Genomic DNA, 24,597 nt, shown 5'->3' with positions numbered 1-24,597 from the left:
GCCCCTGCCCGATCCCGCCCCCGTCCGCACCCGGCACGCCGCCCCGCCAGAACCCACCCCCACGGCCGACGACCTGGCGCGCGCCCTGGCCGCCGCGGCGCGCAGCGGACCCGACGGCTGGGACGACGGGGGCGCGGAACGCGAGTCCGCCCGCATCCTGCTGCACGCGCGCGACGACGACCTCGAGCAGCTGTGCGCTCTGGCGCGGCCCGTGCGGGACGAGGCCATGCGCCGCGCCGGACGTCCGGGGACCATCACGTACTCGCGCAAGGTGTTCGTGCCCATCACGCGGTTGTGCCGGGACCGCTGCCACTACTGCACGTTCGCGACCGTCCCAGGCCGGTTGCCCGTGCTCTTCCTGTCCGAGGAGGACGTGCTCGCCATCGCCCGCGAGGGGGCCGCGATGGGCTGCAAGGAAGCCCTCTTCACCCTCGGCGACGCCCCCGAGGACCGCTGGCCGGCGGCCCGCGCGTGGCTGTCCGAGCGGGGTTTCTCCTCGACGCTGGAGTACGTGCAGCACCTGGCCCGCCGGGTGCTCGACGAGACCGGGCTGCTGCCCCACCTGAACCCCGGCGTCATGTCGTTCGAGGCGCTCACGGCCTCCCGCCCGCTCGCGCCGTCGATGGGCATGATGCTCGAGACGACGTCCCGGCGGTTGTGGGAGGAACCCGGTCAGGTCCACCACGGCTCCCCCGACAAGGACCCCGAGCTGCGGATGCGGGTGCTGCGCGACGCCGGCCGGGCGCGCGTCCCGTTCACCAGCGGGGTGCTGCTGGGCATCGGGGAGACGTCCGCCGAGCGCGTCGACTCGCTCCTGGCCCTGCGCGACGTCGCCCGCGAGACCGGCGGCATCCAGGAGGTCATCGTCCAGAACTTCCGGGCGAAGGACGACACCGCGATGCGCGGTGAGGCCGACCTGGAGCACCCCGAGTACGTCGCCACGATCGCGGTCGCGCGGCTGCTCCTGGGGGCGGACGTGTCGTTGCAGGCCCCGCCGAACCTGTCCGAACCCGGTCAGCGCGAACAGCTCCTGGCCGCGGGGGTCGACGACTGGGGCGGGGTCTCCCCCCTCACCCCCGACCACGTCAACCCCGAACGCCCGTGGCCGCAGCTCGACGACCTGGCCGCGACGACGCGCGCGGCGGGTTTCCGGCTGGCCGAACGGCTGACCGCACACCCGCGGTTCGTCCTGGACGCCCTGGCGGGCGGCGACACGTGGATCGCGCCGGAACTGCACGCCGCCGTGGCCGCCCTCGCCGACCCCGCGACTGGGCTGGCGCGCGAGTCCGCGGTTCCCGTCGGACGCGCCGCGTGAGCGCCGAGGTGCCGCCGCCCACCGACGCCGAGGTGCGGATGGCGCGGTTCGTGGGCGAGCAGCTCGTCCCCGACGGCCGCCCGCAGATCGACGAGTTCCTCAACCGCGACGAGACGCTGTCCCTCGACGTGCTGACGGCGCTCGACGCGCCCGCGCCGGGGTTCACCTCCGTGTCCACGCTCTCGATGCACCGCTCGCCGAACCTGGTCTCCGGGACCGACGTGCGCGTCGAGCTCGTCACCGTCCTGGAGCACGTGGAGGACCGTCTGGCGACGGGTCTGCTCGTGGCCTCGGCGTTCGCCGCGCTGGGAGAGCCGTGGCCGCTGTCGCCGTCGACGGTGTTCCCCGGGATCGTCGCCGACCTGCTCGGCGGCCGCACCGAGCACCTGCTGTTCACCTCGCCGGGGAACTTCCCGCGGCTGTCGCGGTACCGGCTCGAACCCGGTGTCGACGTGCACTGGTTGCAGGCCGTGCCGGTCCACGAGAGCGAACGCCGGTTCCTGCTGGAGCACGGGCTGGACGCGCTGGAGGAGCGGTTCGAGGCGTCCGAGGTGGCGTTCTACGACATCACGCGCGACGCCGTGGTCTGACGCCTCACCGCAGCAGGCGGTCGGGAGCCTTCGCCGCCCACGCGTCCTGGACGGCCACCTCCAGGTCGGCGTCCGCGACGTCGTCGAGCGCGACGAGGTAGGCGGCGTAGCCGTGGAAGTGCTCCATGTCGAACAACCCCGGGGTCCCCTGGGAGAGGACGGCACTCTTCTCCTGCAGGTCCGCGCAGGCCAGGGCGAGGACGGGCCCGGCGGTCGGCTCGATCCCCGCGGCCGCGAACCGCTTGCGGTCGGCTCCGGTGAAGGGCCGCTCCCACGCGAACGCCTTGCCCGCGACGTTCCACACGCGCGTCCCGCGCCGGTCGGTCTCGGTCACCTCGGCCAGCCCGACCGCCACCCGCGCCACGTCGTCGTAGGTCGCCATCCCCCGCACGCTAGCCGCCCCTTCCCGCGTGGAAAACACTCTTTCCGCCCTTCTCCATCGATGGAGAAGGGCGGAAAGAGTGTTTTCCACGCGGGAAGGGGCGGGGCCGGGAACGCCACGAGGGCGGCCTCCCCAACGGGAGACCGCCCTCGCGGGTGGTGCTGGTGCTACGGAGAGGCGGGACTCAGAAGTCCATGCCGCCCATGCCACCGTCGCCGGCCGGGGCCGCAGCGGCCTTCTCCGGCTTGTCGGCGATGACGGCCTCGGTGGTGAGGAAGAGCGCCGCGATGGAGGCGGCGTTCTGCAGCGCGGAGCGCGTCACCTTGACCGGGTCGTTGATCCCGGCCTCGAGCAGGTCGACGTACTCGCCGTTCGCGGCGTTGAGGCCGTGGCCGGTCGGCAGGTTGCTGACCTTCTCGGCCACGACGCCGCCCTCGAGACCGGCGTTGACGGCGATCTGCTTGAGCGGGGCCTGGATGGCGACCTTGACGATGTTCGCCCCGGTCGCCTCGTCACCGACGAGCTCGAGCTTGTCGAAGGCCAGCACGCCGGCCTGGATGAGGGCCACGCCACCACCGGCGACGATGCCCTCCTCGACGGCAGCCTTCGCGTTGCGGACGGCGTCCTCGATGCGGTGCTTGCGCTCCTTGAGCTCGACCTCCGTCGCCGCGCCGGCCTTGATGACGGCCACGCCGCCGGCCAGCTTCGCGAGGCGCTCCTGGAGCTTCTCGCGGTCGTAGTCGGAGTCGGAGCGGTCGATCTCGGCGCGGATCTGGCCCACGCGGCCGGCGATGGCGTCGGCGTCGCCGGCACCCTCGACGATCGTGGTCTCGTCCTTGGTGACGACGACCTTGCGGGCGCGGCCCAGCAGGTCGAGGTCAGCGGTGTCGAGCTTGAGGCCGACCTCCTCGGAGATGACCTGGCCACCGGTGAGGATGGCGATGTCGCCGAGCATGGCCTTGCGGCGGTCGCCGAAGCCCGGGGCCTTGACGGCGACGGACTTGAAGGTGCCGCGGATCTTGTTGACGACCAGGGTCGCCAGGGCTTCGCCCTCGACGTCCTCGGCGACGATGACGAGCGGCTTGCCCGACTGCATGACCTTCTCCAGCAGCGGGAGCAGGTCCTTCACCGTGGAGATCTTGGAGTTGAGGATGAGGATGTAGGGGTCCTCGAGCTCGGTCTCCTGACGCTCCGCGTCGGTGACGAAGTAGGGCGAGATGTAGCCCTTGTCGAAGCGCATGCCCTCAGTGAGCTCGAGCTCGAGGCCGAAGGTGTTGCTCTCCTCGACGGTGATGACACCTTCCTTGCCGACCTTGTCGAGCGCCTCGGCGATGAGCTCGCCGATGGAGGCGTCACCGGCGGAGATCCCGGCGGTGGCCGCGATCTGCTCCTTGGTGGTGACCTCCTTGGCCGCGGCGAGCAGCTGCTCGGTCACGGCCTCGACGGCCTTCTCGATGCCGCGCTTGAGGCCCATCGGGTTCGCACCCGCGGCCACGTTGCGCAGACCCTCGCGGACGAGCGCCTGGGCGAGGACGGTGGCGGTGGTGGTGCCGTCGCCGGCGACGTCGTCCGTCTTCTTGGCGACTTCCTTGACGAGCTCGGCCCCGATCTTCTCGTAGGGGTCCTCGAGCTCGATCTCCTTGGCGATGGAGACACCGTCGTTGGTGATCGTGGGGGCGCCCCACTTCTTCTCCAGGACGACGTTGCGGCCCTTGGGGCCGAGCGTCACCTTGACCGCGTCGGCGAGCTGGTTCATCCCGCGCTCGAGGCCGCGACGAGCCTCTTCGTCGAAGGCGATGATCTTGCTCATGCCTGGTGTTCCTCCCAGAAGACGGGCGGTGGGTGGTCGGAACGGCGCCCGCGACGGACGGCCAGCAGCCCCGGGGTCACGTCCCCCGGCGCCCGCAGGCCTCACCGGACCGGCCGGGGAGCTTCGCTCCCGGGTCGAGTTGTCACTCTCGACTCGAGAGTGCCAACGCCAATGTTGGCACTCTCCCCCGTCGAGTGCAAACCCCCACGCCCCCGTCCGCCGAGGGCGGACGGACGCACGAAGGACCGGGGTGGTCACCCACCCCGGGCCCTCCTGGCGTCCTGCGGCGCGTCGAGCCGCGCGTCCTGCCTGCGCCGGTGGCGCCGGGTCAGAGCCCGCGCACGCTCTCGGCCTGCGGACCCTTCTGCCCCTGGCCGACCTCGAACTCGACCCGCTGCCCCTCCTCGAGGGACCGGTAGCCGTCCGCGACGATGGCGGAGTAGTGGACGAACACGTCGGCACCACCGTCGTCGACGGTGATGAAGCCGTATCCCTTCTCGGCGTTGAACCACTTCACGGTGCCCTGAGCCATTGCCTTCTCCTGGTGCTGCAGCGAGCGGAAGACGCCTCCGGCGCGCGCCGGACACGGGTCTCACGCTGCCCGCGGCCACGAGGCCGTGGGCCAGGTCCGATGTGCGCTCCCGGGGAGGGCGTGCTCCTCGAACTGATCGACCGAGGCTCAGATTAGTGCCGGGAGGGGCGCGTGTTACAAGGTTCTGTGAACCTCGTCTTCACGGAAGGGTCACGACGCGCGGCGGCGCGGCAGCGTCACAGGACGCCGTCGAGCACTCCCAGGACGGGCTGCAGGACCGAGCGCAGGGCCAGGACGACCCCGGCGACGACGACCGCGGCCACCAGGAGCCAGACGACGACGAGCAGGGCGACCCCCGCGGGACCCCGGCGCGTGCGGTGGGCGCCGCGGCGCGCGGCGAGCTGGCGGGGGCGGTGGCCCCGACCGCTCAGGGCTGCACGCCCAGACGACGGGCCGACCGCGCGCGCTGCCGGCTGGACCGCATGCGGCGCAGGCGCTTGACGAGCATCGGGTCGTGCGCGAGGGCCGCCGGGGAGTCGATGAGCGCGTTCAGCAGCTGGTAGTAGCGCGTGGGGGACAGGTCGAAGAGCTCGCGCACGGCCTGCTCCTTGGCGCCGGCGTACTTCCACCACTGGCGCTCGAAGGCGAGGATCTCGGCGTCGCGGCGGGTCAGGCCCTCGGGCAGCTCGCTCGGCCCGCCCGTCCCCTCCTGCTCGTGGTCCCCCGTGTGCACGTCGGCCTCGATGCGTGCCGTCGCGTCCCAGCGCTCCACGGTGTCCACCCCTCCTCGACCGAGCCCCCGAACGGCAGCTCGCGGGGCGAGTCTAGGCAGGGCATCACACGCGTGTCATTCACCTCCGTCCGCGCGCCGGGGACCGCGCGCAGCGGGTCCGGCCTGGGTACCGTCCCACGCGTGACTGCCGACCCAGCCGCCTCACGGACCTCCCCGGTCTTCCCCCCGAGCGCCGACGACCCCGCCGGTCTCGGCCTCGACGACCTCGACCCCGGCTGGGCCCGGGCCCTGGCCCCCGTGCGCGCCGACCTGGAGCGGATCTCCGCCTCCCTGGCCGCCGAAGACGCCGACTGGCTGCCCGCGCCGGGTGACGTCCTGCGCGCCTTCCGCCAGCCGTTCGACGGGGTGCGGGTGCTGCTCGTCGGCCAGGACCCCTACCCCACCGCCGGCCACCCGGTCGGGCTGAGCTTCGCCGTCGAACCGCACGTGCGGCCGCTGCCGCGCAGCCTCGTCAACATCGGCCGCGAGCTGCGCGAGGACGTGGGGGTCCAGCCACCCGAGCACGGGGACCTGTCCTCCTGGACCGACGCCGGCGTGCTCCTGCTCAACCGCGTCCTCACCGTCCGCGTGGGCAGCTCGGGGTCGCACCGGCGCCTGGGCTGGCAGGCCGTCACCGACGCGGCTGTCCGCGCCCTCGCCGCGCGGGGCGGTCCGCTCGTCGCGCTGCTGTGGGGCAAGGACGCGCAGCAGGTGCAGCCGCTGCTCGACGGGGTGCCCGTCGTCGCGGGCGTGCACCCCAGCCCCCTGTCCGCCTCGCGCGGGTTCTTCGGCTCCCGCCCGTTCAGCCGCGTCGACGCGCTGCTGCGCGAGGCCGGCGGGGACGGGATCGACTGGCGGCTGGCCTGACCCCTTCCGCCCGCGTGGGAAGGAACGTTGCCTCCCCGAGGACGATGATCGTCACCGGGGAGGCAACGTTCCCTCCCGGCGGCCCGGCGACCCCGTGCACGGACCGCGGTGTCGTGGGGCACGATCGGCCCATGACCTCCCCCACGGTGCAGCGCAGCCCCTTCGGCCGGACCCGGCGCGGTGAGCCGGTCGAGCGGTGGGAGCTGCGACTCCCCTCCGGCGCGTCGGCGGCCGTCCTGACCCGCGGGGCCACGCTGCAGCAGGTCCGCGTCCCCGACGCCTCGGGCGAGCTCGGTGACGTCGTCGTCGCGCTCCCGGACGTCGCCGCCTACGAGGCCGCCGACGGCTACCCCGGCGCGAGCGTGGGACGTGTCGCGAACCGGCTGGCGGGCGGACGCTTCACGCTCGACGGCACCCGCCACGACGTTCCGACCAACGACGGCCCGAACGCCCTGCACGGCGGGGTCGAGGGGTTCGACCAGCGCGTCTGGACCGCGGAGGAGACCGAGGTCGACGGTGTCCCGGCGGTGCGGTTCTCCCTGACGAGCCCCGACGGCGACATGGGGTTCCCCGGCACGCTCGAGGTGTCCTGCACGTACTCCCTGCGTCAGGACGGGGACGCGGTCACCCTGCGCCTGGACCACCACGCCACCACCGACGCGCCGACGCCGGTGAACCTCACCAACCACGCCTACTTCGCCCTCGACGGCGCCGGGTCCGTCGAGGACCACGTCGCGCAGGTGGCGGCCACCCGCTACCTGCCCGTGGACGCGAACCTCATCCCGACCGGCGAGCTGGCCCCGACGGCGGGCACGCCGTTCGACTTCTCCTCCCCCACCCGCATCGGCGAGCACCTGCGCGACGCCGACGAGCAGCTCCTGCGCGCGGGGGGCTACGACCACTGCCTCGTCCTGGACGAGCCCGGCACGTTCCGCGAGGTCGCCTCGGTGCGCGGGCCGCGGTCCGGCCGCACCGTGCGCGTCCGCACCGACCTGCCGGGGCTGCAGTTCTACTCCGGCAACTTCCTCACCGGCGCGTGGCGGACGCTCGAGGGCCGGCCGGTCCGACAGGGCGACGCGCTGTGCCTGGAGACGCAGCTGCTGCCCGACGCGGTGAACCAGCCCGCGCTGGCCGAGCTCGGCGACCCCGTGCTGCGGCCGGGCGCGGAGTTCGCCACGTCGACGGAGTACGCGTTCCACGTCTGACTCCGCACGCGCGAACGCCCGCCCCGGACGTTCCGGGGCGGGCGTTTTCGTGCGCAGCCGTCAGTTGATGTGCTTGCCGCCGTCGACCTGGTAGCTGGTGCCGGTGACGAACCCGGCCTCCTCGGACAGCAGGAACGCCACCATGGCGGCGATGTCGGCCGGCGTCCCGACGCGGCCGACGGGGATGCCCGCGGACATCGCGGCCTTGCGCTCGTCGGTCAGCGTGCCGCCCATGATGTCGGTGTCGATGGGTCCGGGCAGGATCGCGTTGGCGGTGATGCCGTGCGGGCCGAGTTCGCGGGCCGCGCCGCGGGTCAGCCCGAGGACGGCCGCCTTGGCCGCGGCGTAGGAGCTCTTGGAGAACGTCCCGCCGCCGTCGACCGCGGTGATCGAGGACGTGTTGACGATGCGTCCCACCCCGACCTCCATCATCCGGCGGGCCGCGGCCTGGATCATCAGCAGCGACCCGGTGGCGTTGACGGCCATCGTCCGGTTCCACCCCTCGAGGGTGAGGTCCATGAGCGGCGTGGGGTCGGCGATGCCGGCGAGGTTCACGAGGCCGACGACCGGCGGCAGCGCGGCGTCGAACTGCGTGAACGCGTCCGCGACGGAGTCGGGCGAGGCGATGTCGGTGACGACGCCGTGGACCTGTGCACCCGCGTCGGTCAGTTCGCGGGTGATCTCCTCGACCCCGGTCGCGGAGATGTCGACGAGGCCGAGGCTCCACCCGTCCTTCGCGAGGCGGCGGGCCACGACGCGGCCGATGCCGCGGGGGGCGCCGACGCCGGTGACGACGGCCGTGCGGCGGGCGGGGAACTCCATGGTGGTCTCCTGGGTGTGGTCGGATCAGCGGACGGCGTCGGCCGTGGTCGCGGCGTTGTCGGCGGGGGCGGTGCGCAGGAACCTCGTGCCCAGCAGGAACAGTGCCCCCAGGACGGCCATCCCCGCCAGGGCGAACAACCCCGCGGTGGTGGAGTCGAACGTCTCCTCGGCCCAGACGCGGATGTTCGGGGCGATGAACCCGCCGAGGTTGCCCAGACCGTTGATGAGACCGAAGCCCGCCGCCAGCGCGGCCCCGCTGAGGTAGCGGGTGGGCAGGGTCCAGAACAGCGGCTGGCACGTGACGAAACCGACGGCCGCGACGCACAGGGCGACGATCGCGACGACGGCGTTCTCCGCGACGGCCGAGACGGCGATGCCGATGCCGGACAGGACGAGCAGCGCGGCACCGATCTCGCGGTGCTTGCCGCTGCGGTCGGCGAACCGGGGCAGGACGGCGATGGTGACGAACGCGCACGCCCACGGGATGGACGTGAGCAGCCCGACCTGGAACCCGACGTCGCGGCCGGTGATGCTCGCGACCTGGGTCGGCAGGAAGAACGTCAGGCCGTAGACCGCGGCCTGGATGCACAGGCAGATCAGGCAGAAGTACAGGACGCGGGGGTTCAGCAGGGCCTTGGCCCAGCCCTGGTGCCCGCCGACGGCGGCGCGGTCGGCGTTGTCGGCCTCGAGCCGGGCGAGCAGGGCGTCGCGTTCGGCGTCCGGCATCCACGCGGCCTTCTCGGGCCGGTCGGTCAGGTAGAACACCGCGACGATCCCGACGAGGACCGCGATGACGCCCTCGACCATGAACAGCCACTGGTACCCGGCCAGGCCCGCGACCCCGTCGAGTTCGAGGAGCCCGCCCGAGAGCGGGCCGCCGACGATGTTGGCCAGCGGCAGGCCCATCTGGAACAGGCCGGTCGCGAACGCGCGCCGGTCCTCGGGGAACCAGTACGTGAGGTACAGCAGGACGCCAGGGAAGAACCCGGCCTCGGCGACACCGAGGAGGAACCGCAGGACGTAGAACATCGTCTCGCCCTGCACGAACATGAACGCGGTCGCGATGATGCCCCAGGTCACCATGATCCGGGCCATCCACCAGCGGGCGCCGACCTTGTGCATGATGAGGTTGCTGGGCACCTCGAAGACGGCGTAGCCGACGAAGAACAGGCCCGCGCCGAGGGCGTACGCGGCGGCGGACAGGCCGATGTCGGCCTCGAGCTCCTCCTTGGCGAACCCGACGTTGCTGCGGTCGAGGAACGCGATCACGTACATCAACAGCAGGAACGGGATGAGCCGCTTGACCGAGCGGCGGACGGCGGAGTCGACCAGCGCGGTCTGCTCCGGGGTGACGGGTGCGGTCACTACCTGCTCCTGATGACGTCTTCGTTCACAGAGGTTTCGGCGGACGGTCCTCACCGCCCGCCGGAAGGAAACATCCAATAGGATCTAGGTGTCAACCCGACGTCGCGTCGTAGCTCGGCTCGAGGCCCGCGGACTAGCCCTGGGCCTCGTGCGTTCCGTGGTGGCCGACAGCGGCGCTGTCGGCGAGCGCCCGCGAGCGCACGGCCTCGAGGTGCTCGCGCATGAGGTCGGCCGCGGCGGCGGAGTCCCGCGCCCGCAGGGCCCGCAGCAGCGCCCCGTGCTCTTCGATCGCCGTCTCGGCGTCGGTGACGCCGTCCCCCACCAACCGCAGCCGGAAGCGCTGCACCTGGCCGTTGAGGGCCTCGAAGGCGTCGGCGAGGAAGGTGTTGCCGCCCGCGCGGTTCAGCAGCCGGTGGAACTCGTTGTCGGCCCGGTGGTAGTCCTGGTAGTCCGCGAAGGACGGCCCCTTGGGCGCGTCCTCCATGCGCCGCACCGTGTCCTGCAGGCGGGCGAGCAGCGCGTCGTCGACGCGTGCGGCGGCCGCGGCCGCGTTGTGGCACTCCAGGAGCAGCCGCGCGTCCATCAGCTCCTCGACCTCGGCCGGGGTGAGCAGGCCCGCGACGCGGTAGCCGCGCATCGCGACGCGCTCGACCAGACCCGTCCGCTCGATCCGGGCCATCGCCTCGCGCACGGGGGTCGGCGAGACGCCGAGGGTGCGCGCGAGACCGTCGATGCTCAGGGGTTCCCCCGGGCCCGCGTTGCCGTCCATGAGCCAGGCCAGCAACGAGGAGTGCACCGAGTCGGCCAGCGATTCCCGGGCAGGGGCGGTCGGCGGGACGGTGCGGGGGGCCACCGCCGGATCGTAACGGCCCCGTCCGTGGCACCCCGGGACGGCGGACTCAGAACGAGGAGAGCAGGTCCGCGACGACGGGCCGCTGGTCCCCGGCGAGCGCCACGAGGTGCAGCGCCAGCGGTGGCAGGTCGTGCAGCGGGACGAACGCGATGTCGTCGGACCGGTGCGCGGCCGCCACGGTCTCGGACGTGATCGCCATGGCCCGACCCGTCGCCACGACCGCGAGCATCTCCTCGACCGTCGTCGCGGGCGGTCCCACCACCTCCGGCGACGCCCCCGAGGGGCGGGGGTCGACGAGCCAGACGTCGCGGTCGCTGCCGGCGTCGACGATGGGTTCGTCGTCGAGGTCGGCGATCGACAACGACCCGGCCCCCGCGAGCCGGTGGCCGCGGGCGAAGACCGCGACCCGGTCGACGTCGCTGACCCGGGTGGTGCGCAGCAGCGGGTCGGGGTCCTGACCCGGGGCGAAGTGGAGGAAGACGACGTCGACGCTGCCGTCGGACAGGTCGTGCACCTCGCGGCCCCACGGGACGTGGCGCAGCACGACGTCGAGCTGCGGGCTCTCCTGGGCGGCCTCGACGAGCCGGGTGGAGACCCACCGCGGCGTCGACGTCCCGATGCCCACGGTGAGGCGTTCGCGCTCCCCCGCCTCGGCGATGCGGCGGGCCCGCGCCAGGGCCCGGTCGAGGACCTCGGTGACGTGGGCGGCGTCGGCCAGCAGCGCCTGGCCGCTGGGCGTCAGCGCCGACCCCTCGCGGGCCACGCCGCGGGCGTCGCGGACGACGAGCCGTCCGCCGACGAGGGCCTCCATCCGCGCGATCGCCTGGCTCAGGGCCGGCTGGGACACCTGCAGCGACGCCGCCGCCGTGGTGAAGCTGCGTTCGCGCGCGACGGCCATGAGGTAGCGCAGCGACCTCGCGTCGAGTTCGCCCGACCCCCGTCCCGCGCGCGCATCCACAGCCCTGATCTTCGCAGAACAACCGCTTGTGCGACACGGTGCCCCCTGCCCGAATACGTTGGCCGCGTGCCGTCCACCCGGTCGCTGACCGCGCTGCCCAAGGTCCACGTCCACGCGCACCTCGACGGCTCCTACCCCCGGGACGCGGTGCTCGCACTGGCCCGGCGGCGCGGGGTCGACCTCGACCCCGACCGCGACCTGCCCGAACGGACCGGCGCACCGGGCGGTCCCGGCGGCTGGCGCGACGTGTGGGAGTTCTTCGAGGCCTACGGCCGCGTCCCGGCCCTCGTCGCCGACCTCGACGACCTCGCCGAGCTGTGCGGGGCCCTCGTCGCGCAGGAGGCGGCGCAGGGCGTCGTCTACCTCGAACCCGCCGTGGAACCGCAGTTGTACGCGCCCCGGCTGGGCAGCCTGCGCGACGTCACCCGTGTCGTGCTGGAGGCCTTCGCCGACGCCGCGACGCGGCACGGCGTCGAGGTCGGGGCCCTGCTCACGGTGAACACCGACCAGGACGAACCCATCGCCGGCGACCTCACCGACGTCGCCGTGGAGTTCGCCGGCGCGGGCGTGACCGCCTTCGGCACAGCCGGTTTCGAGGAGCCCTCGGGGCTGCAGCGGTTCGCCGCGCACGCCGCCCGGGCCCGCGCCGCGGGGTTGCCCGTCGTCGCCCACGCCGGGCAGACGGGCGGCTGGGAGTGCGTCGCGGAGGCGGTGGACGTCCTGGGCGCCACCCGCATCTCGCACGGGGTGCGGTCGGTGGAGAACCCGGAGTTCGTGCGCCGGCTCGTCGAGGCGGGCATCGTCCTGGACGTGGCCCCCGTCTCCAACGTCGCCCTCGGCGTCGTCGAGGACCTCGCCGCGCACCCGGCGCCCGTCCTGCACCGCGCGGGGGTGGGGGTGACCCTGAACGCCGACGACCAGCTCTGGTTCGGCCGCAGCGTCACCGACCAGTACGCCGTGGCCCGCGACGTCTGGGGGTTCTCCGACGCCGACCTCGCAGCGCTCGCCGGCCACGGGTTGCGCGTGGAGGGGATGAGCGCGCGGACCCGGCAGGTGTTCGGGGCCGGACTCGCGGCCTGGCTGGACGACGTGTGAGCCTGCTCCTGTCCGCGTTCGAGATCAACGGCCCGAACCTCACGAGCCAGGGGTTGTGGGCCCACCCCGAGCAGGACACCGTCCGCTACACCGACCTCGACCACTGGCTCGACCTCGCCCGGACGTTGGAGGAGGGCGGGTTCGACCTGCTGTTCCTCGCCGACTCCCCCGGGTACCCGGTGCTCGGGGGGACGACGCCCGACGTGACGTTCGAGCAGGCCGTGGAGATGCCCACGAACGACCCGCTGCTGCTGCTGCCGGCCATGGCCGCGGTGACCCGGCGGCTGGGTTTCGCGGTGACGGCCTCGACCACGTTCGAGGGCCCGTACCCGAACGCCCGGCGGTTCGCGACGCTGGACCACCTGACCCGCGGGCGCATCGGGTGGAACGTCGTGACGACGTCGTCGCCCGTCGTCAGCGACCTGCACGGGACCGCGCCGCTGCCGGCCCACGACGTCCGCTACGACGTGGCCGACGAGCACCTCGAGCTGAGCTACCGGCTGCTCGAGGGCGGCTGGGAGGACGACGCCGTCGTCGGCGACAAGCGGACCCGGCGCTACGCCGACCCGCGCCGCGTCCACGAGGTGCACCACGACGGGCGCTGGTTCTCCAGCCACGGCTACTTCAAGGTCGAGCCCTCCCCGCAGCGCACCCCCGTCCTGTTCCAGGCCGGGGCCAGCGACCGGGGCCGGGAGTTCGCCGCCACCCACGCGGAGGTGGTCTTCGTCCAGGGCCGCGACGCGGCGGGGGTGCGCCGGCAGGTCGAGGACGTCCACGCACGGGCCGAGCGCCGCGGCCGGCCCCGGGGGTCGGTGCGCACCCTGGCCGGGCTCACGGTCGTGCTGGGACGCGACCGCGGGCACGCCCGGGACCGGCTCGAGCGGTACCTGTCGTGGGTCCACGACGACGCCGCGCGGGCGTACTTCGCGTCGATGACGGGCGTGGACCTGCGCGCACTGGACCAGCGCGCCGACCTGGGGGACGTCAGCACCGAGGGCGGCCGGACCCAGGTCGAGCGCTACCGCGGCCAGACCGTGGCCCGGGCCACCGCGGACTTCCTGCGCTTCGGCATGCGGGAGTTCGTCCTGACCGGGTCGGTCACCGAGGTCGCCGACGGCGTCGAACGGCTCGTCGAGGAGACGGGGGTCGACGGGTTCAACGTCACGCCGTTCCTCGTACCGGCCTCCTACGTCGAGTTCTGCGCCGAGCTGGTGCCGGAGCTGCGCCGCCGGGGTCTCCTGGACGATCCCCGCGCACGTGAGGAAGGCCTTACGCTGCGTGAGGTGATCTTCGGTGCGGGCCGCACGAGGCTGCCCGCCGACCACCCGGCGGCACGGTTCCGCCGGTCGTCCCGAGAGGCTGGGTGAGCGGACCGGTGGTCCTGCACGGGAGCACGAGCGGCGGGCGGTCGCGGTGAGCGAGGTGCCCGCGACGCCGCAGGCCCGCGTCGGCGGCGTCGACGTCGAGCTCAACGGGGTGAACGCCGTCGGCGAGGACGAGCGGCACGGCCGGCCCCGGGACCTGTTCTGGCCCTGGTTCGCCGCGAACGTCTCGGTGCTGGCCGTCAGCTACGGCTCGTTCGTCCTGGGCTTCGGCATCTCCTTCTGGCAGGCGACGCTGGTGTCGGTGGCGGGGGTGTTCCTGTCCTACGTCGTCGTCGGGCTCGTCGCGATCGCCGGCAAGCGCGGGTCCGCGCCCACGATGACGTTGTCCCGCGCGGCCTTCGGCGTCCACGGCAACCGGCTGCCCTCGCTCGTGTCCTGGCTGCTGACGCTGGGCTGGGAGACGTCGCTGGCCGCCGTCGCCGTCCTGGCGACCGCGACCGTCCTGGACCGCCTCGGCGCCGGGGGCGGGACGGGCACCAAGCTCGTCGCGCTCGTCGTCGTCGTCGGCCTCATCGTCCTCGGCGGCACGCTGGGGTTCCGCGTCATCATGCGGATGCAGCGCTGGATCACGGTCGTGACCGCGGTCCTGACGGTGGCCTACATCGCCTTCGCGGCCCCCTCGATCGACCTCGGCACCGTGCTGGCCCTGCCCGCCGGGGACGCGGCCGCCGTCGTCGGCGCCTTCACCATGGTCATGACGGGGTTCGGCCTGGGCTGGGCCAACGCCGCGGCCGACTACTCCCGCTACCTGCCGCGCGACGCCTCCAGCGGCGGCGTCGTGTTCTGGACCACGCTCGGGTCCTCCCTCGGCCCGGCTGTGCTGCTCGTCTTCGGCGCGCTCGTCGTCGGCTCGCAGCCCGGGCTGAACGACAGCGTGGCCAAGGACCCGGTCGGGGCGCTCACGGGCATCCTGCCGACCTGGTTCCTCGTGCCGTTCGTCGTCGTCGCGGTCCTCGGCCTCGTCGGCGGCGCGGTGATGGACATCTACTCCTCGGGCCTGGCGCTGCTCAACGTCGGCCTGCGCGTGCCGCGGCCGGTCGCCGTCCTCGTCGACGGCGCGCTGATGGTCGCCGGCGCCGTCTACATCGCCTTCTTCTCGGCCGACTTCCTCGTCCCGTTCCAGGGGTTCCTCATCACCCTGGGCGTGCCGATCGCGGCGTGGGCGGGGATCTTCCTGGCCGACCTCGCCACCCGGCGGACGGGGTACGCCGAGGACGAGCTGCTCGACGCCCGCGGGCGGTACGGCGCCGTCCGGCCGCTGGCCCTCGGGACGATGCTCGTGGCGACCGTCGTGGGCTGGGGCCTGGTCACCAACAGCGGCGCGAGCTGGCTGGCGTGGCAGGGCTACCTGCTCGGGCCGATCGGCGGCCGCGAGGGCGAGTGGGCCTACGCCAACATCGGCGTCCTGCTCGCCCTCGTCCTCGGGTTCGTCGTCGTCGCTGTGTTCGGCCGGGACGAGGTGCGGCGGCAGGAGCGCCGCTGACGCGGCACCCCCACCCGCGCGTCAGGCGCGCTGGACGGTCACCTTCGGCGGCGTCTGCAGCGTCTGGGCGATGACGCAGTAGCGCTCGGCCAGCGTGATCATCTTCTGCTCGGTGGCCTCGTCGGCGTCGGAGGTGAAGTCGAACGTGATGGTCACGTCGGTGATGCCGACGGGCACCTCGCGGGAGACGCCGAGGGTGCCGCGGGCGTCCCAGTGCGCCTCGGCGGTCACCGACGCGTTCCGCAGCTCCACGCCCATGGCGGTCGCGACGCTGCGCAGCGTCACACCGGCGCACGCGGCGACGGCCTCGCAGAGCATGTCGGCCGAGCACGCCTCGGTGCCGTCACCGCCGGCGGCGGGGTGCAGGCCCGCGCGGGTCGTCCCGGCGAACCCGTCGACCGAGACCCCGATGGACTGCCCGTCGAGCACGGCGACGGCCTTGGCCGGCACCAGCGCCTTCGCCGGATCCTCCCGGTAGGAGTCCTTCAACGGCTTCTGCAGGGCCCTCAGTTCGGTCGAATCCACCGGCGAAGCTTAGGCCCGGGGGTGGTCGGACCCGCAACCTCCCCGCTCCTCGCGCGGACGGCCCGCCACACTGGGCGGCGTGAAGTGGACCACCGCCCTGAAGACCCTCGAGGACGTCGCCGACCGCTGCGCCCACCTGCACCGCCAGCCCGCGGGCATCGTGACGCTGCGGGCGACCGAGGCGTGGGTGTCCGGCCCCCTGCTCGGCCCGCGCCGCGACGACCTGGCCGACGACGCCGTCCGGGTGGCGCTCGTGACGAACGCGGCCGAGGCGGACTGCGCGTCGGGGACGCGGCCCCCCGCGGCGGGCCACTGGCTCGCCGCGTCGGGGCTGGAGACGAAACCCGTGGAGCTGGTGTTCCGGTCGGCGCAGGCTCCCGTGTGGAACCACGTCGTGGAGCGCCCCGTCCGGTTCTGGACGGCGCAGGACGGCCTCGACCACGACGTCCTCGTGCAGCTGCGCGCCGGGGACGGGGAGTCCCTGCGACCGCCGGCCCCCTCCCCCGCCGAACTCGTCGAGCGGCTGGAGCGGGAACTGCGCGTCAGCCGCGAGGCGTTGCGCCGCAGCGCCGTCGAGTACGACGACAAGCGCTGGTCGCCCGGGTCGCCGAAGAAGCGCGGCGACGCCCTCGCCGACGCGGCCCTGGGGTTCCTCGCCGTCCAGGACGCTCTGGACGCCGCCGGGGATACCCTCCCCGGATGAGCGAGGAGAAGCTGAGCTACCGCCTGCTGACCGGCCCCGACGACCGCTCGTTCTGCGAGAAGGTCAGCGCCGCCCTCGCCGACGGGTACGTGCTGTTCGGCAGCCCCGCGGTCACCACGACCGACGGCCGGACGGTCGCCGCACAGGCCGTGGTCCTCCCCCACGCGCTGCCCCACGGGACGTCGCAGGGCTGACGTCCGCCGGGCCGGACCACGGCACAGCCGGTGCTAGGGTCTGCACAGGTCATGAGTGACAGCGACAAGCCCTGGCTCGCTGTCCGGCAACCCTCCTCCGCGGTGGGGTGCCCCAGGTGAGGACCTGGCCGGACGACCCCGTCCGGCAAGCGCGGATCAACGGACGCCGTCGATCACGGAGTGCTGCGAGCCGCGCGCCCGCCGAACGACTCCCGGAGTGATCGCGTGTCCAACGCCCCCGCCCTGCCCGACAAGCCCAAGCGCCGTGGCCTCCTCTTCGGCGTGATCGCCGCGGTCGTCGTCGTGGTCGTCGTGGTCGTCGCCGTCGTCCTGGGCAACCGCGACGACACCACGACCACCGCGGCCGCCGGCGGCGGCGAGGCGAAGACCGTCAAGATCGGTGTCGCCGACGCGTCGCTGAAGTACTGGACGACGTACAAGGAGCTCGCCAAGTCGCAGCTGAACGTCGACGTCGAACTCGTCAACTTCTCCGACTACAGCCAGCCGAACCCGGCGCTGTCGCAGGACCAGCTGGACCTCAACCAGTTCCAGCACATCCAGTACCTCGCGAACTACAACGCCACCTCCGGTGACGACCTGCAGCCCATCGGGGCGACGGCCGTCTACCCCCTGCCGCTGTACTCGCTCACCGTGAAGTCCGCGGCGGAACTGCCCGCCGACGCCCAGGTCGCGATCCCGAACGACGCCATCAACGAGGCCCGCGGCCTGCTGGTCCTGCAGAGCGCCGGCCTGGTGACGCTGAAGAACGGCGGCACCGCGTTCTCCAAGGTCAGCGACATCGAATCGGCCAAGGTCAAGGTGACGACCGTCGCCGCCGACCAGACCGCCTCGGCCCTGCAGTCCGGTTCCGTGGTCGCCGCGATCGTCAACAACAACTACGCCACCAAGGCCAAGCTGCCGACGAGCGACATCATCGTCAAGGACGACCCGAGCGACCCCGCCGCGGCCCCCTACGTCAACATCTTCACCTCCCGCAAGGCCGACGTGGGCAACGAGACGTACCTCAAGCTCGCCGCGCTCTGGCACGACCCGGCCGTGCAGGAGGTGTTCCTGCAGGAGAACCCGGGCGCGGTCGTCCAGGACACCTCCGCGGCGGACCTGCAGAAGGAACTGACCGAGGTCGAGGCCGACGCGAAGGCCGCCTCGGGCAAGTGAGCACGCTCATCTCGCTGACGGACGTCAGCAAGACCTTCGACCGTCGTGGCGGCAGCACCGTCACGGCGGTCGACGGCGTCTCCCTCGACGTCGCCGAGGGCGAGGTCCTCGCCGTCATCGGGTACTCCGGCGCCGGGAAGTCCACCCTGGTCCGGCTCATCAACGCGCTCGAGAAGCCGACGTCGGGCAGCGTCCGCGTCGCCGGCCAGGACCTCACGACGCTGTCCGAGGGGGAACTCCGCTCGGCCCGCTCCCGCATCGGGATGATCTTCCAGCAGTTCAACCTCTTCCGGTCCCGGACCGTCGCCGGGAACGTCGCGTACCCGCTGAAGGTCGCGGGCGTCGCGAAGGCCGAGCGCGACCGGCGCACCGCCGAACTGCTCGACTTCGTCGGCCTGCTCGACCGCGCGCACGCCTACCCCGAGCAGTTGTCGGGCGGGCAGAAGCAGCGGGTCGGCATCGCCCGCGCCCTCGCGACGAACCCGCCGCTGCTGCTGTGCGACGAGGCGACGAGCGCGCTGGACCCCGAGACGACGACCGAGGTGCTGTCGCTGCTGCGACGCGTCAACGCCGAACTCGGCGTGACGATCGTCGTCATCACCCACGAGATGGAGGCCGTGCGTCAGATCGCCGACCGCGTCGCCGTGATGGAACTGGGCCGCGTCGTCGAGGTCGGGGACGTCTACGACGTGTTCTCCGACCCCCGGACCCCTGCGGCGCAGCGGTTCGTGCGCAGCGCGACGCACGACCGCCCCTCGGCCGACACCGTCGCGCGGTTGCGCTCCCACCACCCGGGCCGCCTCGTGAGCGTCCGCATCACCGACGAACCCGGCCTGCAGCAGCGCATCGACTCGGCGTTCCGGCAGCAGGGGGTCACCGCCGAGCTCGTGTACGGCGGGGTCTCGGAGATCCGCGAACGCCGGGTGGGTTCGCTCACCTACGAACTGACCGGTGCCCCCGGATCCGTCGAGTCGGCGCTCACGGCGTTGCAGGCGGCCGGCATCCACACGGACGAGGAGGCCTGAGCGTGGACTTCAGCGGATTCCTCGACACGATCGACGTCTTCAAGACCGCCATCTGGCAGACCCTGCTCATGTCGGTCGTCTCGCTCATCGCCTCCGGCGTGCTCGGGCTCGTCCTCGGCACGGCGCTGTACGCCACCCGGCCGGGCAACCTGTACGGCAACCGGTTGGTCTTCGGCGTGATCGGGTTCGTCGTGAACCTGGTGCGCCCGATCCCGTTCGTCATCTTCCTCGCGGCGATCACCCCCCTGCAGATCGCCGCCGTGGGGACGACGATCGGCACCTCGGCGGTGACGTTCGCCATCTCCCTGGCCGCGGCCTTCGCCGTGGCCCGGATCGTCGAGCAGAGCCTCGTCGGTGTCGACCCCGGTGTCGTGGAGGCGGCCCGCGCCGTCGGCGCGTCCCGGCTGTCCATCCTCGTCGGCGTCGTGATCCCCGAGGGGCTCGGGCCGCTCATCCTCGGCTACACGTTCATCTTCATCGGGATCGTGGACATGACGGCGCAGGCCGGTCTCGTCGGTGGCGGTGGGCTCGGGGACTACGCCATCAGCTACGGCAAGCAGCAGTACGACTACGGGATCATCTACGTCGCGGTCGCGGCGATCATCGTCATCGTGCAGGTGGGCCAGGTCGTCGGCAACCGCCTCGCGCGCAGCGTCATGCGCCGCTGACCCAGCAGTTCCCCCGGCTCACGGCGCCGGGTCCGGCCGAGCGGCCGGGCCCGGCGCCGTCGTCGTGCCGGGGCGCTTCCCGGACCCACCGTCCCCCGACCGGTCCGGCGGCGCGTCCTGGACCCTCGCCTCGGGTGCGGCACGCGGGGCCGCCGGTTCCGGGGCCGCCGGTTTCGGGGCCGCCGGTTTCGGGGCGTCCAGCTTCGGGGCCACCGGCTTCGGGGCCACCGGTTGCGGGGCCACCGGCTTCGGGGCCACCGGCTTCGGGACCACCGGCTTCTGCGGACCCTTCTCCGGCGCCGGCCTCTGCGGACCCCCCTCCTTCGGACCCTGCTGCCGTGTCCTCGCGCTCGGAGCCGCGGGACCGGGGGCCTGGACCGTGGCGCCCCCGGGCTCCGGAACGGCGACGGTGGTGGGGGTCCCGGTCGCGGGAACGGGGGTCTCCGGGACCGCGCTCGGGGAGGCGGCGGCGCTGGAGGAGGGGACGTCCACCACCGCTGTGCCGGAGGGCCCGGTCGTGCCGGGAAGGGTCGGCACTCCGGTCGGGACCCCCCGGGGCGAGGGAGCCGGCGTGGTCGCCGGCACCACCTCCGGCCGCACCTCCGCAACGTCGTCGGTGGAGGTGACCACGGTCCTCGGCTGCGCGACCGGGGACGGAGCCACGGCCTGCGCCCCGCCCGCTCCGACGCCCACCCCCACACCCGCGGCCAGCACGGCGCTCAGGACGTGGCCGCTGGAGGTCTGCGCGACGGTCGAGGCCATCGACAGCGCCTGTGCGGGAACGGCACCGAGACCGGGGAGGGCGGCGAGCAGGGTGGCGGGGCCCGCCACGAGGCGGAGCCGCCCGATGCCCACCGAGAGGAAGGCGCGCACGACGTCGGGGTCGAACTGCCCCCCGGCGCACCGGGTGATCTCCTCCCGGGCCTGCGTGGCCGACAGGGGCTTCTTGTACGAGCGCGCCGAGGTGATGACGTCGTAGGTGTCCGCGACGGCGATGACGCGCGCGGCCAGGGAGACGTCGGTGCCGGCGAGTCCGCGCGGGTACCCGCCGCCGTCCCAGCGCTCGTGGTGCTGCTCCACCCCGTCGAGCCACTCCCCCAACCAGCCACGCAGAGGTTCGACGAGCAGGCCGCCGTGAGCGGGGTGCCCCTGCAGCACGGCCCATTCCTGCGCGCTCGGCCGGCCCGCCCCGTTGATGACCTCCACGGGCACGGCGACCTTGCCGACGTCGTGCAGCAGAGCGGCCCAGCTGAGCCGGTCGACGTCCTCGCGCGACAGACCCAGTTCCCGGCCGATGAGGGCGGCGTAGGCCTGGACGCGCTCCCCGTGGGCGCGCGTGCGGCCGTCGTGGGCGGCGAGGGCGGCGACGAGGTCGAGGACGAGGTGGGCCGGGTCACCGTCGGGCTCAGCGCCGTCCTGCAGGTTCTGCGGGGACCAGGTGCGACGTGCCACGGCGAACCGGCTCGGGACGCGGTCGGGCAGCACGAGGCTGAGCCGCAGCAGCGAGGCGAGCGGCAGCAGGCGCCGGAACCGGCGGGCACCCAGGACGAGGACGGCCGAGGAGGCGGCGACGACCGCCAGCAGCCACACCGCCGCCGGGACCCCGAGACGCGCCGGCGGGATCCAGTGCGCCGCGGCCGCTCCCACGGCGGCGGCGAAGACCGCCGGCCCCAGCGCGACGGCGGCGCGGACGAGGAGGGCCAGCCCCGGACGGGGGCGCCAGCTCGTGCGGTCGTCGTCGTAGTTCTGCGTCGGTCCACTGGCCACAGGACCGGTTCGGCCCGTCGGGACGGACCATTGAGGAGGGAGTCCCGTTATTCACCCGACCGGTGGTGTCCCGGGCCCACCACCGTCGTCAGGGGCACACCACCCGCCAGACGTCGGCGTGCATCTCGAAGCGCTCCGTCGTCTGGTGGTCGGTGACCTCGCCGTCGGAGTTCAGCCGGAACGTGCCGGACTCGGCGGTGATCTCGACGACCTTCCCGGCCGCCGTCGTGACGTCCTGGCGTTCGACGTGCACGCCGCGGCGCAGGCCCGCCGCGAACCCGAGCCGGGCGAGCGGCCCCGTGGACGTGCTCACCACGACGTCGGCCACCCCGTCGTGCGGATCGGCGCCCGGCACGAGCGGAGCGCCCCCGCCGATCGTGCCGCCGATGCCGATGCCGACCATGAGGACCGGTTCGGGTCCGGGCGCCACGACGTTCCCGTCGACCTCGACGCGCACCCGGAAGCCCCGGCCCGCGCTGATGCCGGCCCACGCGGCCCCGACGGGGTACGCCAGCGCCTTCAGCCCCTTCTTGAGCCGCTGGGCCTTCGCGGTCGCGGACGCCCCGATGCCGGCGTGCACGGTGTTGACGGTGATGCGGTCGTGGGAGTCGACGAGCAGTTCGAGACCGCGCGGCCGGCCCGTGGTGACGAGCCGGGCGGCGGCGACGGGGTCGAGCGGGAGCCGCAGCGAGCGGGCCAGGTCGTTGCCCGTGCCGAGCGGCACGATGCCGAGGGGGCCGACCTCCCACGTCCGCCGGGCGTCCCAGAGCAGCTGCAGCGCAGCGTGCAGCGACCCGTCCCCGCCCATGAGGACGATCCGGCGCCCGTCCGCGCCCAGGAGGGCCTCCCGCAGCTCGTCGAGGCTGCCCGTGCGGCGCAGCTCGACGTCGCCGGCCCGGCCCAGCTCCCCGACGACCGCGTCGACGGCATCGGCCTTGGCAGACCCGGCCCCTGCGTTGACGAGGGCGAGGAAGCTCTGGTCGTCCTGGTCGCTCACGCGGGGGTCAACGCCCGGCGCGCGCCACGGGTGCCGCCCGTGGCGCGGGTCACAGGGGGTTCCAGGAGCCGTCGTGGCCGAGGACCTCGCCGCGGCCCTCCCACCGGTAGACCGACCGGCCGCCGAGGACGACGTGCAGCGCCCGGGACATGACGTCGAGGGGGTTGCCGGACCAGACGACGACGTCGCCGTCGAGGCCGGGGGCGAGCGACCCGACGCGGTCGTCCAGGCCCAGGATGCGCGCGGGGTTCAGCGTGAGGGCGCGCAACGCCTCGTCGGGATCCATCCCCTCCTTGACCGCGAAGGCCGCCGAGACCGGCAGGTACTGGATCGGCACGACGGGGTGGTCGGTCGTCAGCGCGACCTGCAGCCCGGCGCCGGCGAGCAGACCCGGCACGGCGAGCGAGCGGTTGCGCAGCTCCGGCTTCGAGCGGGACGTCAGCAGCGGCCCGACGACGGCGGGCAACCCGCGCTCGCGCAGCAGGTCCAGGACGAGGTGCCCCTCGGTGACGTGGTTGAGCACCAGCCGGTAGCCGAACTCGTCGGCCAACCGGACCGCGGTGGCGATGTCGTCGGCGCGGTGCGCGTGCTGGTGCCACAGCAGCTCCCCGGCCAGCACGCGGGCGAGGACCTCCGCGTCCCGGTCCGTGCCCGTCACCGGGCCCGGCTCCCCGCCGTCGGCCCGCGCGCGGTCCCGCTCGAGGGTGAAGCGCTGCGCCGCAGCGAAGGCGTCGCGCAACGCGGCCGCGACACCCATCCGCGTCCCCGGCCCCTTCCCGCCCGAGGAGTTCTTCTTCGGGTTCTCCCCGAGCGCGCTCTTCACCCCCAGCGGCGCGCGCAGCAGCATCGCGTCGACCGTGGGACCCCAGGTCTTCAGCGCGCTCGTCTGGCCCCCGACCACGCCCGCAGAGCCCGGCAACACCGCCACCGTCGTGACCCCGGCACCGAGGGCGTCGGCGAACCCCCGGTCGGCGGGGTCGACGCCGTCCCACGTCCGCAGCCGGGCACCGCGGGGTTCGCCCTTCTCGTTCACGTCGGCGCCGTGCCACCCCTCGCCCTCGGCGTGCACGCCGAGGTGGGTGTGGGGGTCGACGAAGCCCGGCAGGACCCAGCAGCCGGTCGCGTCGACGACGGGCACGCCCGAGGGCACCGGGACGTCGGGGCCGACGGCGACGATGCGCCCGTCCCGGACGAGGACCGTCCCGCGGACGGAGCCACCGCGCCACTGCGGGTCGAGGGTGAGGAGGTCCCCACCGACGACGGCGACGTCGCGCGACCGGGACTGTTGCTGGGAGGCGCTCACGGCGGTCACTGTCGCAGCACGGCGGTGGCGGCGCCCGCCGGTGGGCCCGTCGCGCAGAGCACTCAGGCGGTGACGCCCGCGGCGAGCGCGTCCTCCACGGCCCGCAGCGCCTGCCGGACGAGCCACCGCTCGGCACGGGCCGGCTCCCACCCGCGGTCGTGCACGAGCAGGGCGTAGCCGCGGAACCCGAAGTAGAACCACAGGACGTCGAGGACCTCGCGGTGGGCCTCGGGGTGGTCGGTCAGGTGCAGGATCCGGCGCACGCACCGGTCGACGTCGGCCTCGTACACGCCCCGGACCTCCAGCAGCCGGGCGGCGACGGCGGGTTCGTGCGGCGCGGTGGCCAGGACGACCTCGATGACGTCGCCCCACTCGTCGCGCACGCGGGCGACCCCGGCGGACAGCTCGGCCAGGACGTCCTCGACGCGTTCGCAGCGCGCGACCCCCTCGAGCGCCTCCCGCACCGCCGGCGTCGTCGACCACTCCTCGACCAGCTCGAAGAGCAACCCCTGCTTGCCCCCCGTCGTGGCGTAGACGGTGGCGGGGGCGACCCCGGCGTCGCGGGCGATCTGCTCGACCGTGGTGGTGAAGTAGCCCTGCTCGGCGAACAGCCGGCGGGCCGCGCCCACGACGGCGCTGCGCTTGGCGCGGGCGACCTCGGCGCGGCGGCCGTCGGGCGGCAGGGGCACGTCGAAGAGGTTACCCGACGCACCGATCCGTTGCGGTGCAGCCGGACCTGACGTGACGTGACGGTTTCGCCGGAGTTGCACTCCGGCGAAGTCGTCGGCGAGGATCGCCCGCACGG

Annotated in this window: 24 protein-coding genes, 1 pseudogene and 1 riboswitch; of the genes and pseudogenes, 12 read left to right on the top strand and 13 right to left on the bottom strand. The window is 73.7% G+C overall.

The annotated features are described in order from the left end of the window. Nucleotides 1-4: 4 nt before the first annotated feature. Both cofG and ACFEMC_RS05110 read left to right on the top strand, forming a co-directional pair. Nucleotides 5-1,306: pseudogene (gene cofG / locus ACFEMC_RS05115) on the top strand (7,8-didemethyl-8-hydroxy-5-deazariboflavin synthase CofG); the annotation flags it as partial. Nucleotides 1,307-1,311: 5 nt separating this feature from the next. Further along, nucleotides 1,312-1,905: a suppressor of fused domain protein gene (locus ACFEMC_RS05110; protein ID WP_380174222.1), complete on the top strand. Its 594-nt coding sequence runs from the start codon at nt 1,312-1,314 to the stop codon at nt 1,903-1,905. A gap of 4 nt (nt 1,906-1,909) precedes the next feature. On the opposite strand, the gene ACFEMC_RS05105 is transcribed toward ACFEMC_RS05110, so the two are convergent. From ACFEMC_RS05105 to ACFEMC_RS05090, 4 genes are all read right to left on the bottom strand, one after another. Beyond that, entirely contained in the window at nt 1,910-2,287 is a 378-nt protein-coding gene (locus tag ACFEMC_RS05105; protein WP_380174220.1) for a hypothetical protein, read from the bottom strand. A 184-nt stretch (nt 2,288-2,471) separates the two neighbouring features. Beyond that, nucleotides 2,472-4,097 (bottom strand): chaperonin GroEL, encoded by a 1,626-nt coding sequence (groL, locus tag ACFEMC_RS05100; RefSeq protein ID WP_367638997.1) that lies wholly within the window; start codon nt 4,095-4,097, stop codon nt 2,472-2,474. A 328-nt stretch (nt 4,098-4,425) separates the two neighbouring features. Next, nucleotides 4,426-4,629 (bottom strand): cold-shock protein, encoded by a 204-nt coding sequence (locus ACFEMC_RS05095; RefSeq protein WP_179749831.1) that lies wholly within the window; start codon nt 4,627-4,629, stop codon nt 4,426-4,428. Nucleotides 4,630-5,056: 427 nt separating this feature from the next. Further along, nucleotides 5,057-5,362, bottom strand: coding sequence for a DUF3263 domain-containing protein (locus ACFEMC_RS05090; protein ID WP_380176606.1), 306 nt, complete (start codon nt 5,360-5,362; stop codon nt 5,057-5,059). 180 nt (nt 5,363-5,542) lie between these two features. Between ACFEMC_RS05090 and ACFEMC_RS05085 the strand changes: the two genes are divergently transcribed. Beyond that, nucleotides 5,543-6,268, top strand: coding sequence for a uracil-DNA glycosylase (locus ACFEMC_RS05085; RefSeq protein ID WP_380174217.1), 726 nt, complete (start codon nt 5,543-5,545; stop codon nt 6,266-6,268). 131 nt (nt 6,269-6,399) lie between these two features. Then, nucleotides 6,400-7,473: an aldose epimerase family protein gene (locus tag ACFEMC_RS05080; protein WP_380174215.1), complete on the top strand. Its 1,074-nt coding sequence runs from the start codon at nt 6,400-6,402 to the stop codon at nt 7,471-7,473. Between the two features lie 60 nt (nt 7,474-7,533). On the opposite strand, the gene ACFEMC_RS05075 is transcribed toward ACFEMC_RS05080, so the two are convergent. From ACFEMC_RS05075 to ACFEMC_RS05060, 4 genes are all read right to left on the bottom strand, one after another. Continuing rightward, nucleotides 7,534-8,295, bottom strand: coding sequence for an SDR family NAD(P)-dependent oxidoreductase (locus ACFEMC_RS05075; protein WP_380174213.1), 762 nt, complete (start codon nt 8,293-8,295; stop codon nt 7,534-7,536). A gap of 24 nt (nt 8,296-8,319) precedes the next feature. Then, nucleotides 8,320-9,627, bottom strand: a complete 1,308-nt coding sequence (locus tag ACFEMC_RS05070; protein ID WP_380176604.1) for an MFS transporter — start codon at nt 9,625-9,627, stop codon at nt 8,320-8,322. A 166-nt stretch (nt 9,628-9,793) separates the two neighbouring features. After that, entirely contained in the window at nt 9,794-10,513 is a 720-nt protein-coding gene (locus ACFEMC_RS05065; RefSeq protein WP_380174211.1) for a GntR family transcriptional regulator, read from the bottom strand. Nucleotides 10,514-10,559: 46 nt separating this feature from the next. Beyond that, nucleotides 10,560-11,471 carry a LysR family transcriptional regulator gene (locus ACFEMC_RS05060; protein ID WP_380174209.1) on the bottom strand — a complete coding sequence of 304 codons (912 nt, stop codon included), beginning with the start codon at nt 11,469-11,471 and terminating at the stop codon, nt 10,560-10,562. A gap of 66 nt (nt 11,472-11,537) precedes the next feature. Here ACFEMC_RS05060 and add point away from each other — a divergent pair, with 66 nt between their 5' ends. Genes add through ACFEMC_RS05045 form a run of 3 tightly spaced genes read left to right on the top strand, consistent with a single transcriptional unit; the run spans nt 11,538 to nt 15,434 of the window. Beyond that, nucleotides 11,538-12,566 (top strand): adenosine deaminase, encoded by a 1,029-nt coding sequence (gene add / locus ACFEMC_RS05055; RefSeq protein ID WP_380174207.1) that lies wholly within the window; start codon nt 11,538-11,540, stop codon nt 12,564-12,566. Then, nucleotides 12,563-13,933, top strand: a complete 1,371-nt coding sequence (locus ACFEMC_RS05050; protein WP_380174205.1) for an NtaA/DmoA family FMN-dependent monooxygenase — start codon at nt 12,563-12,565, stop codon at nt 13,931-13,933. Before add ends, ACFEMC_RS05050 begins: the two co-directional genes overlap by 4 nt. Nucleotides 13,934-13,979: 46 nt before the next feature. Further along, a complete protein-coding gene (locus ACFEMC_RS05045; protein WP_380174203.1) occupies nt 13,980-15,434 on the top strand; it encodes a purine-cytosine permease family protein in 1,455 nt (484 codons plus the stop codon). A 21-nt stretch (nt 15,435-15,455) separates the two neighbouring features. Here ACFEMC_RS05045 and ACFEMC_RS05040 read toward each other — a convergent pair whose 3' ends face one another. Next, the gene (locus ACFEMC_RS05040; protein ID WP_367639008.1) at nt 15,456-15,959 is read right to left on the bottom strand and encodes an OsmC family protein; all 504 of its coding nucleotides are present in this window, start codon (nt 15,957-15,959) and stop codon (nt 15,456-15,458) included. 79 nt (nt 15,960-16,038) lie between these two features. Here ACFEMC_RS05040 and ACFEMC_RS05035 point away from each other — a divergent pair, with 79 nt between their 5' ends. The 5 genes from ACFEMC_RS05035 (at nt 16,039) to ACFEMC_RS05015 (ending at nt 19,725) form a co-directional block, all read left to right on the top strand. Continuing rightward, complete coding sequence (locus ACFEMC_RS05035) at nt 16,039-16,662, top strand: hypothetical protein (RefSeq protein ID WP_380174201.1); 624 nt, start codon at nt 16,039-16,041, stop codon at nt 16,660-16,662. Beyond that, a complete protein-coding gene (locus tag ACFEMC_RS05030; protein ID WP_380174198.1) occupies nt 16,659-16,856 on the top strand; it encodes a DUF1737 domain-containing protein in 198 nt (65 codons plus the stop codon). Before ACFEMC_RS05035 ends, ACFEMC_RS05030 begins: the two co-directional genes overlap by 4 nt. A gap of 47 nt (nt 16,857-16,903) precedes the next feature. Then, nucleotides 16,904-17,014, top strand: a riboswitch (SAM riboswitch). Nucleotides 17,015-17,081: 67 nt separating this feature from the next. Further along, entirely contained in the window at nt 17,082-18,032 is a 951-nt protein-coding gene (locus tag ACFEMC_RS05025; protein ID WP_380174196.1) for a MetQ/NlpA family ABC transporter substrate-binding protein, read from the top strand. Beyond that, the gene (locus ACFEMC_RS05020; RefSeq protein WP_380174194.1) at nt 18,029-19,057 is read left to right on the top strand and encodes a methionine ABC transporter ATP-binding protein; all 1,029 of its coding nucleotides are present in this window, start codon (nt 18,029-18,031) and stop codon (nt 19,055-19,057) included. The genes ACFEMC_RS05025 and ACFEMC_RS05020 overlap by 4 nt, the downstream gene beginning before the upstream one ends. Nucleotides 19,058-19,059: 2 nt before the next feature. After that, on the top strand, nt 19,060-19,725 hold the full coding sequence (locus ACFEMC_RS05015; RefSeq protein ID WP_380174192.1) for a methionine ABC transporter permease: 666 nt from the start codon (nt 19,060-19,062) through the stop codon (nt 19,723-19,725). 18 nt (nt 19,726-19,743) lie between these two features. On the opposite strand, the gene ACFEMC_RS05010 is transcribed toward ACFEMC_RS05015, so the two are convergent. From ACFEMC_RS05010 to ACFEMC_RS04995, 4 genes are all read right to left on the bottom strand, one after another. Next, nucleotides 19,744-21,492 (bottom strand): HD domain-containing phosphohydrolase, encoded by a 1,749-nt coding sequence (locus tag ACFEMC_RS05010; RefSeq protein WP_380174190.1) that lies wholly within the window; start codon nt 21,490-21,492, stop codon nt 19,744-19,746. Nucleotides 21,493-21,580: 88 nt separating this feature from the next. Further along, on the bottom strand, nt 21,581-22,489 hold the full coding sequence (locus tag ACFEMC_RS05005) for a diacylglycerol/lipid kinase family protein (protein ID WP_380174188.1): 909 nt from the start codon (nt 22,487-22,489) through the stop codon (nt 21,581-21,583). A 49-nt stretch (nt 22,490-22,538) separates the two neighbouring features. Further along, nucleotides 22,539-23,792, bottom strand: coding sequence for an amidohydrolase family protein (locus tag ACFEMC_RS05000; protein ID WP_380174186.1), 1,254 nt, complete (start codon nt 23,790-23,792; stop codon nt 22,539-22,541). Between the two features lie 62 nt (nt 23,793-23,854). Then, nucleotides 23,855-24,481 carry a TetR/AcrR family transcriptional regulator gene (locus ACFEMC_RS04995; protein WP_380174184.1) on the bottom strand — a complete coding sequence of 209 codons (627 nt, stop codon included), beginning with the start codon at nt 24,479-24,481 and terminating at the stop codon, nt 23,855-23,857. Nucleotides 24,482-24,597 lie beyond the last annotated feature (116 nt).

It is taken from the genome of Kineococcus sp. DHX-1, from assembly GCF_042473625.1.
Lineage (GTDB): Bacteria > Actinomycetota > Actinomycetes > Actinomycetales > Kineococcaceae > Kineococcus.
Note: the sequence above shows the minus strand (reverse complement) of the source record. Positions and strands in the feature narration are given on the sequence as shown.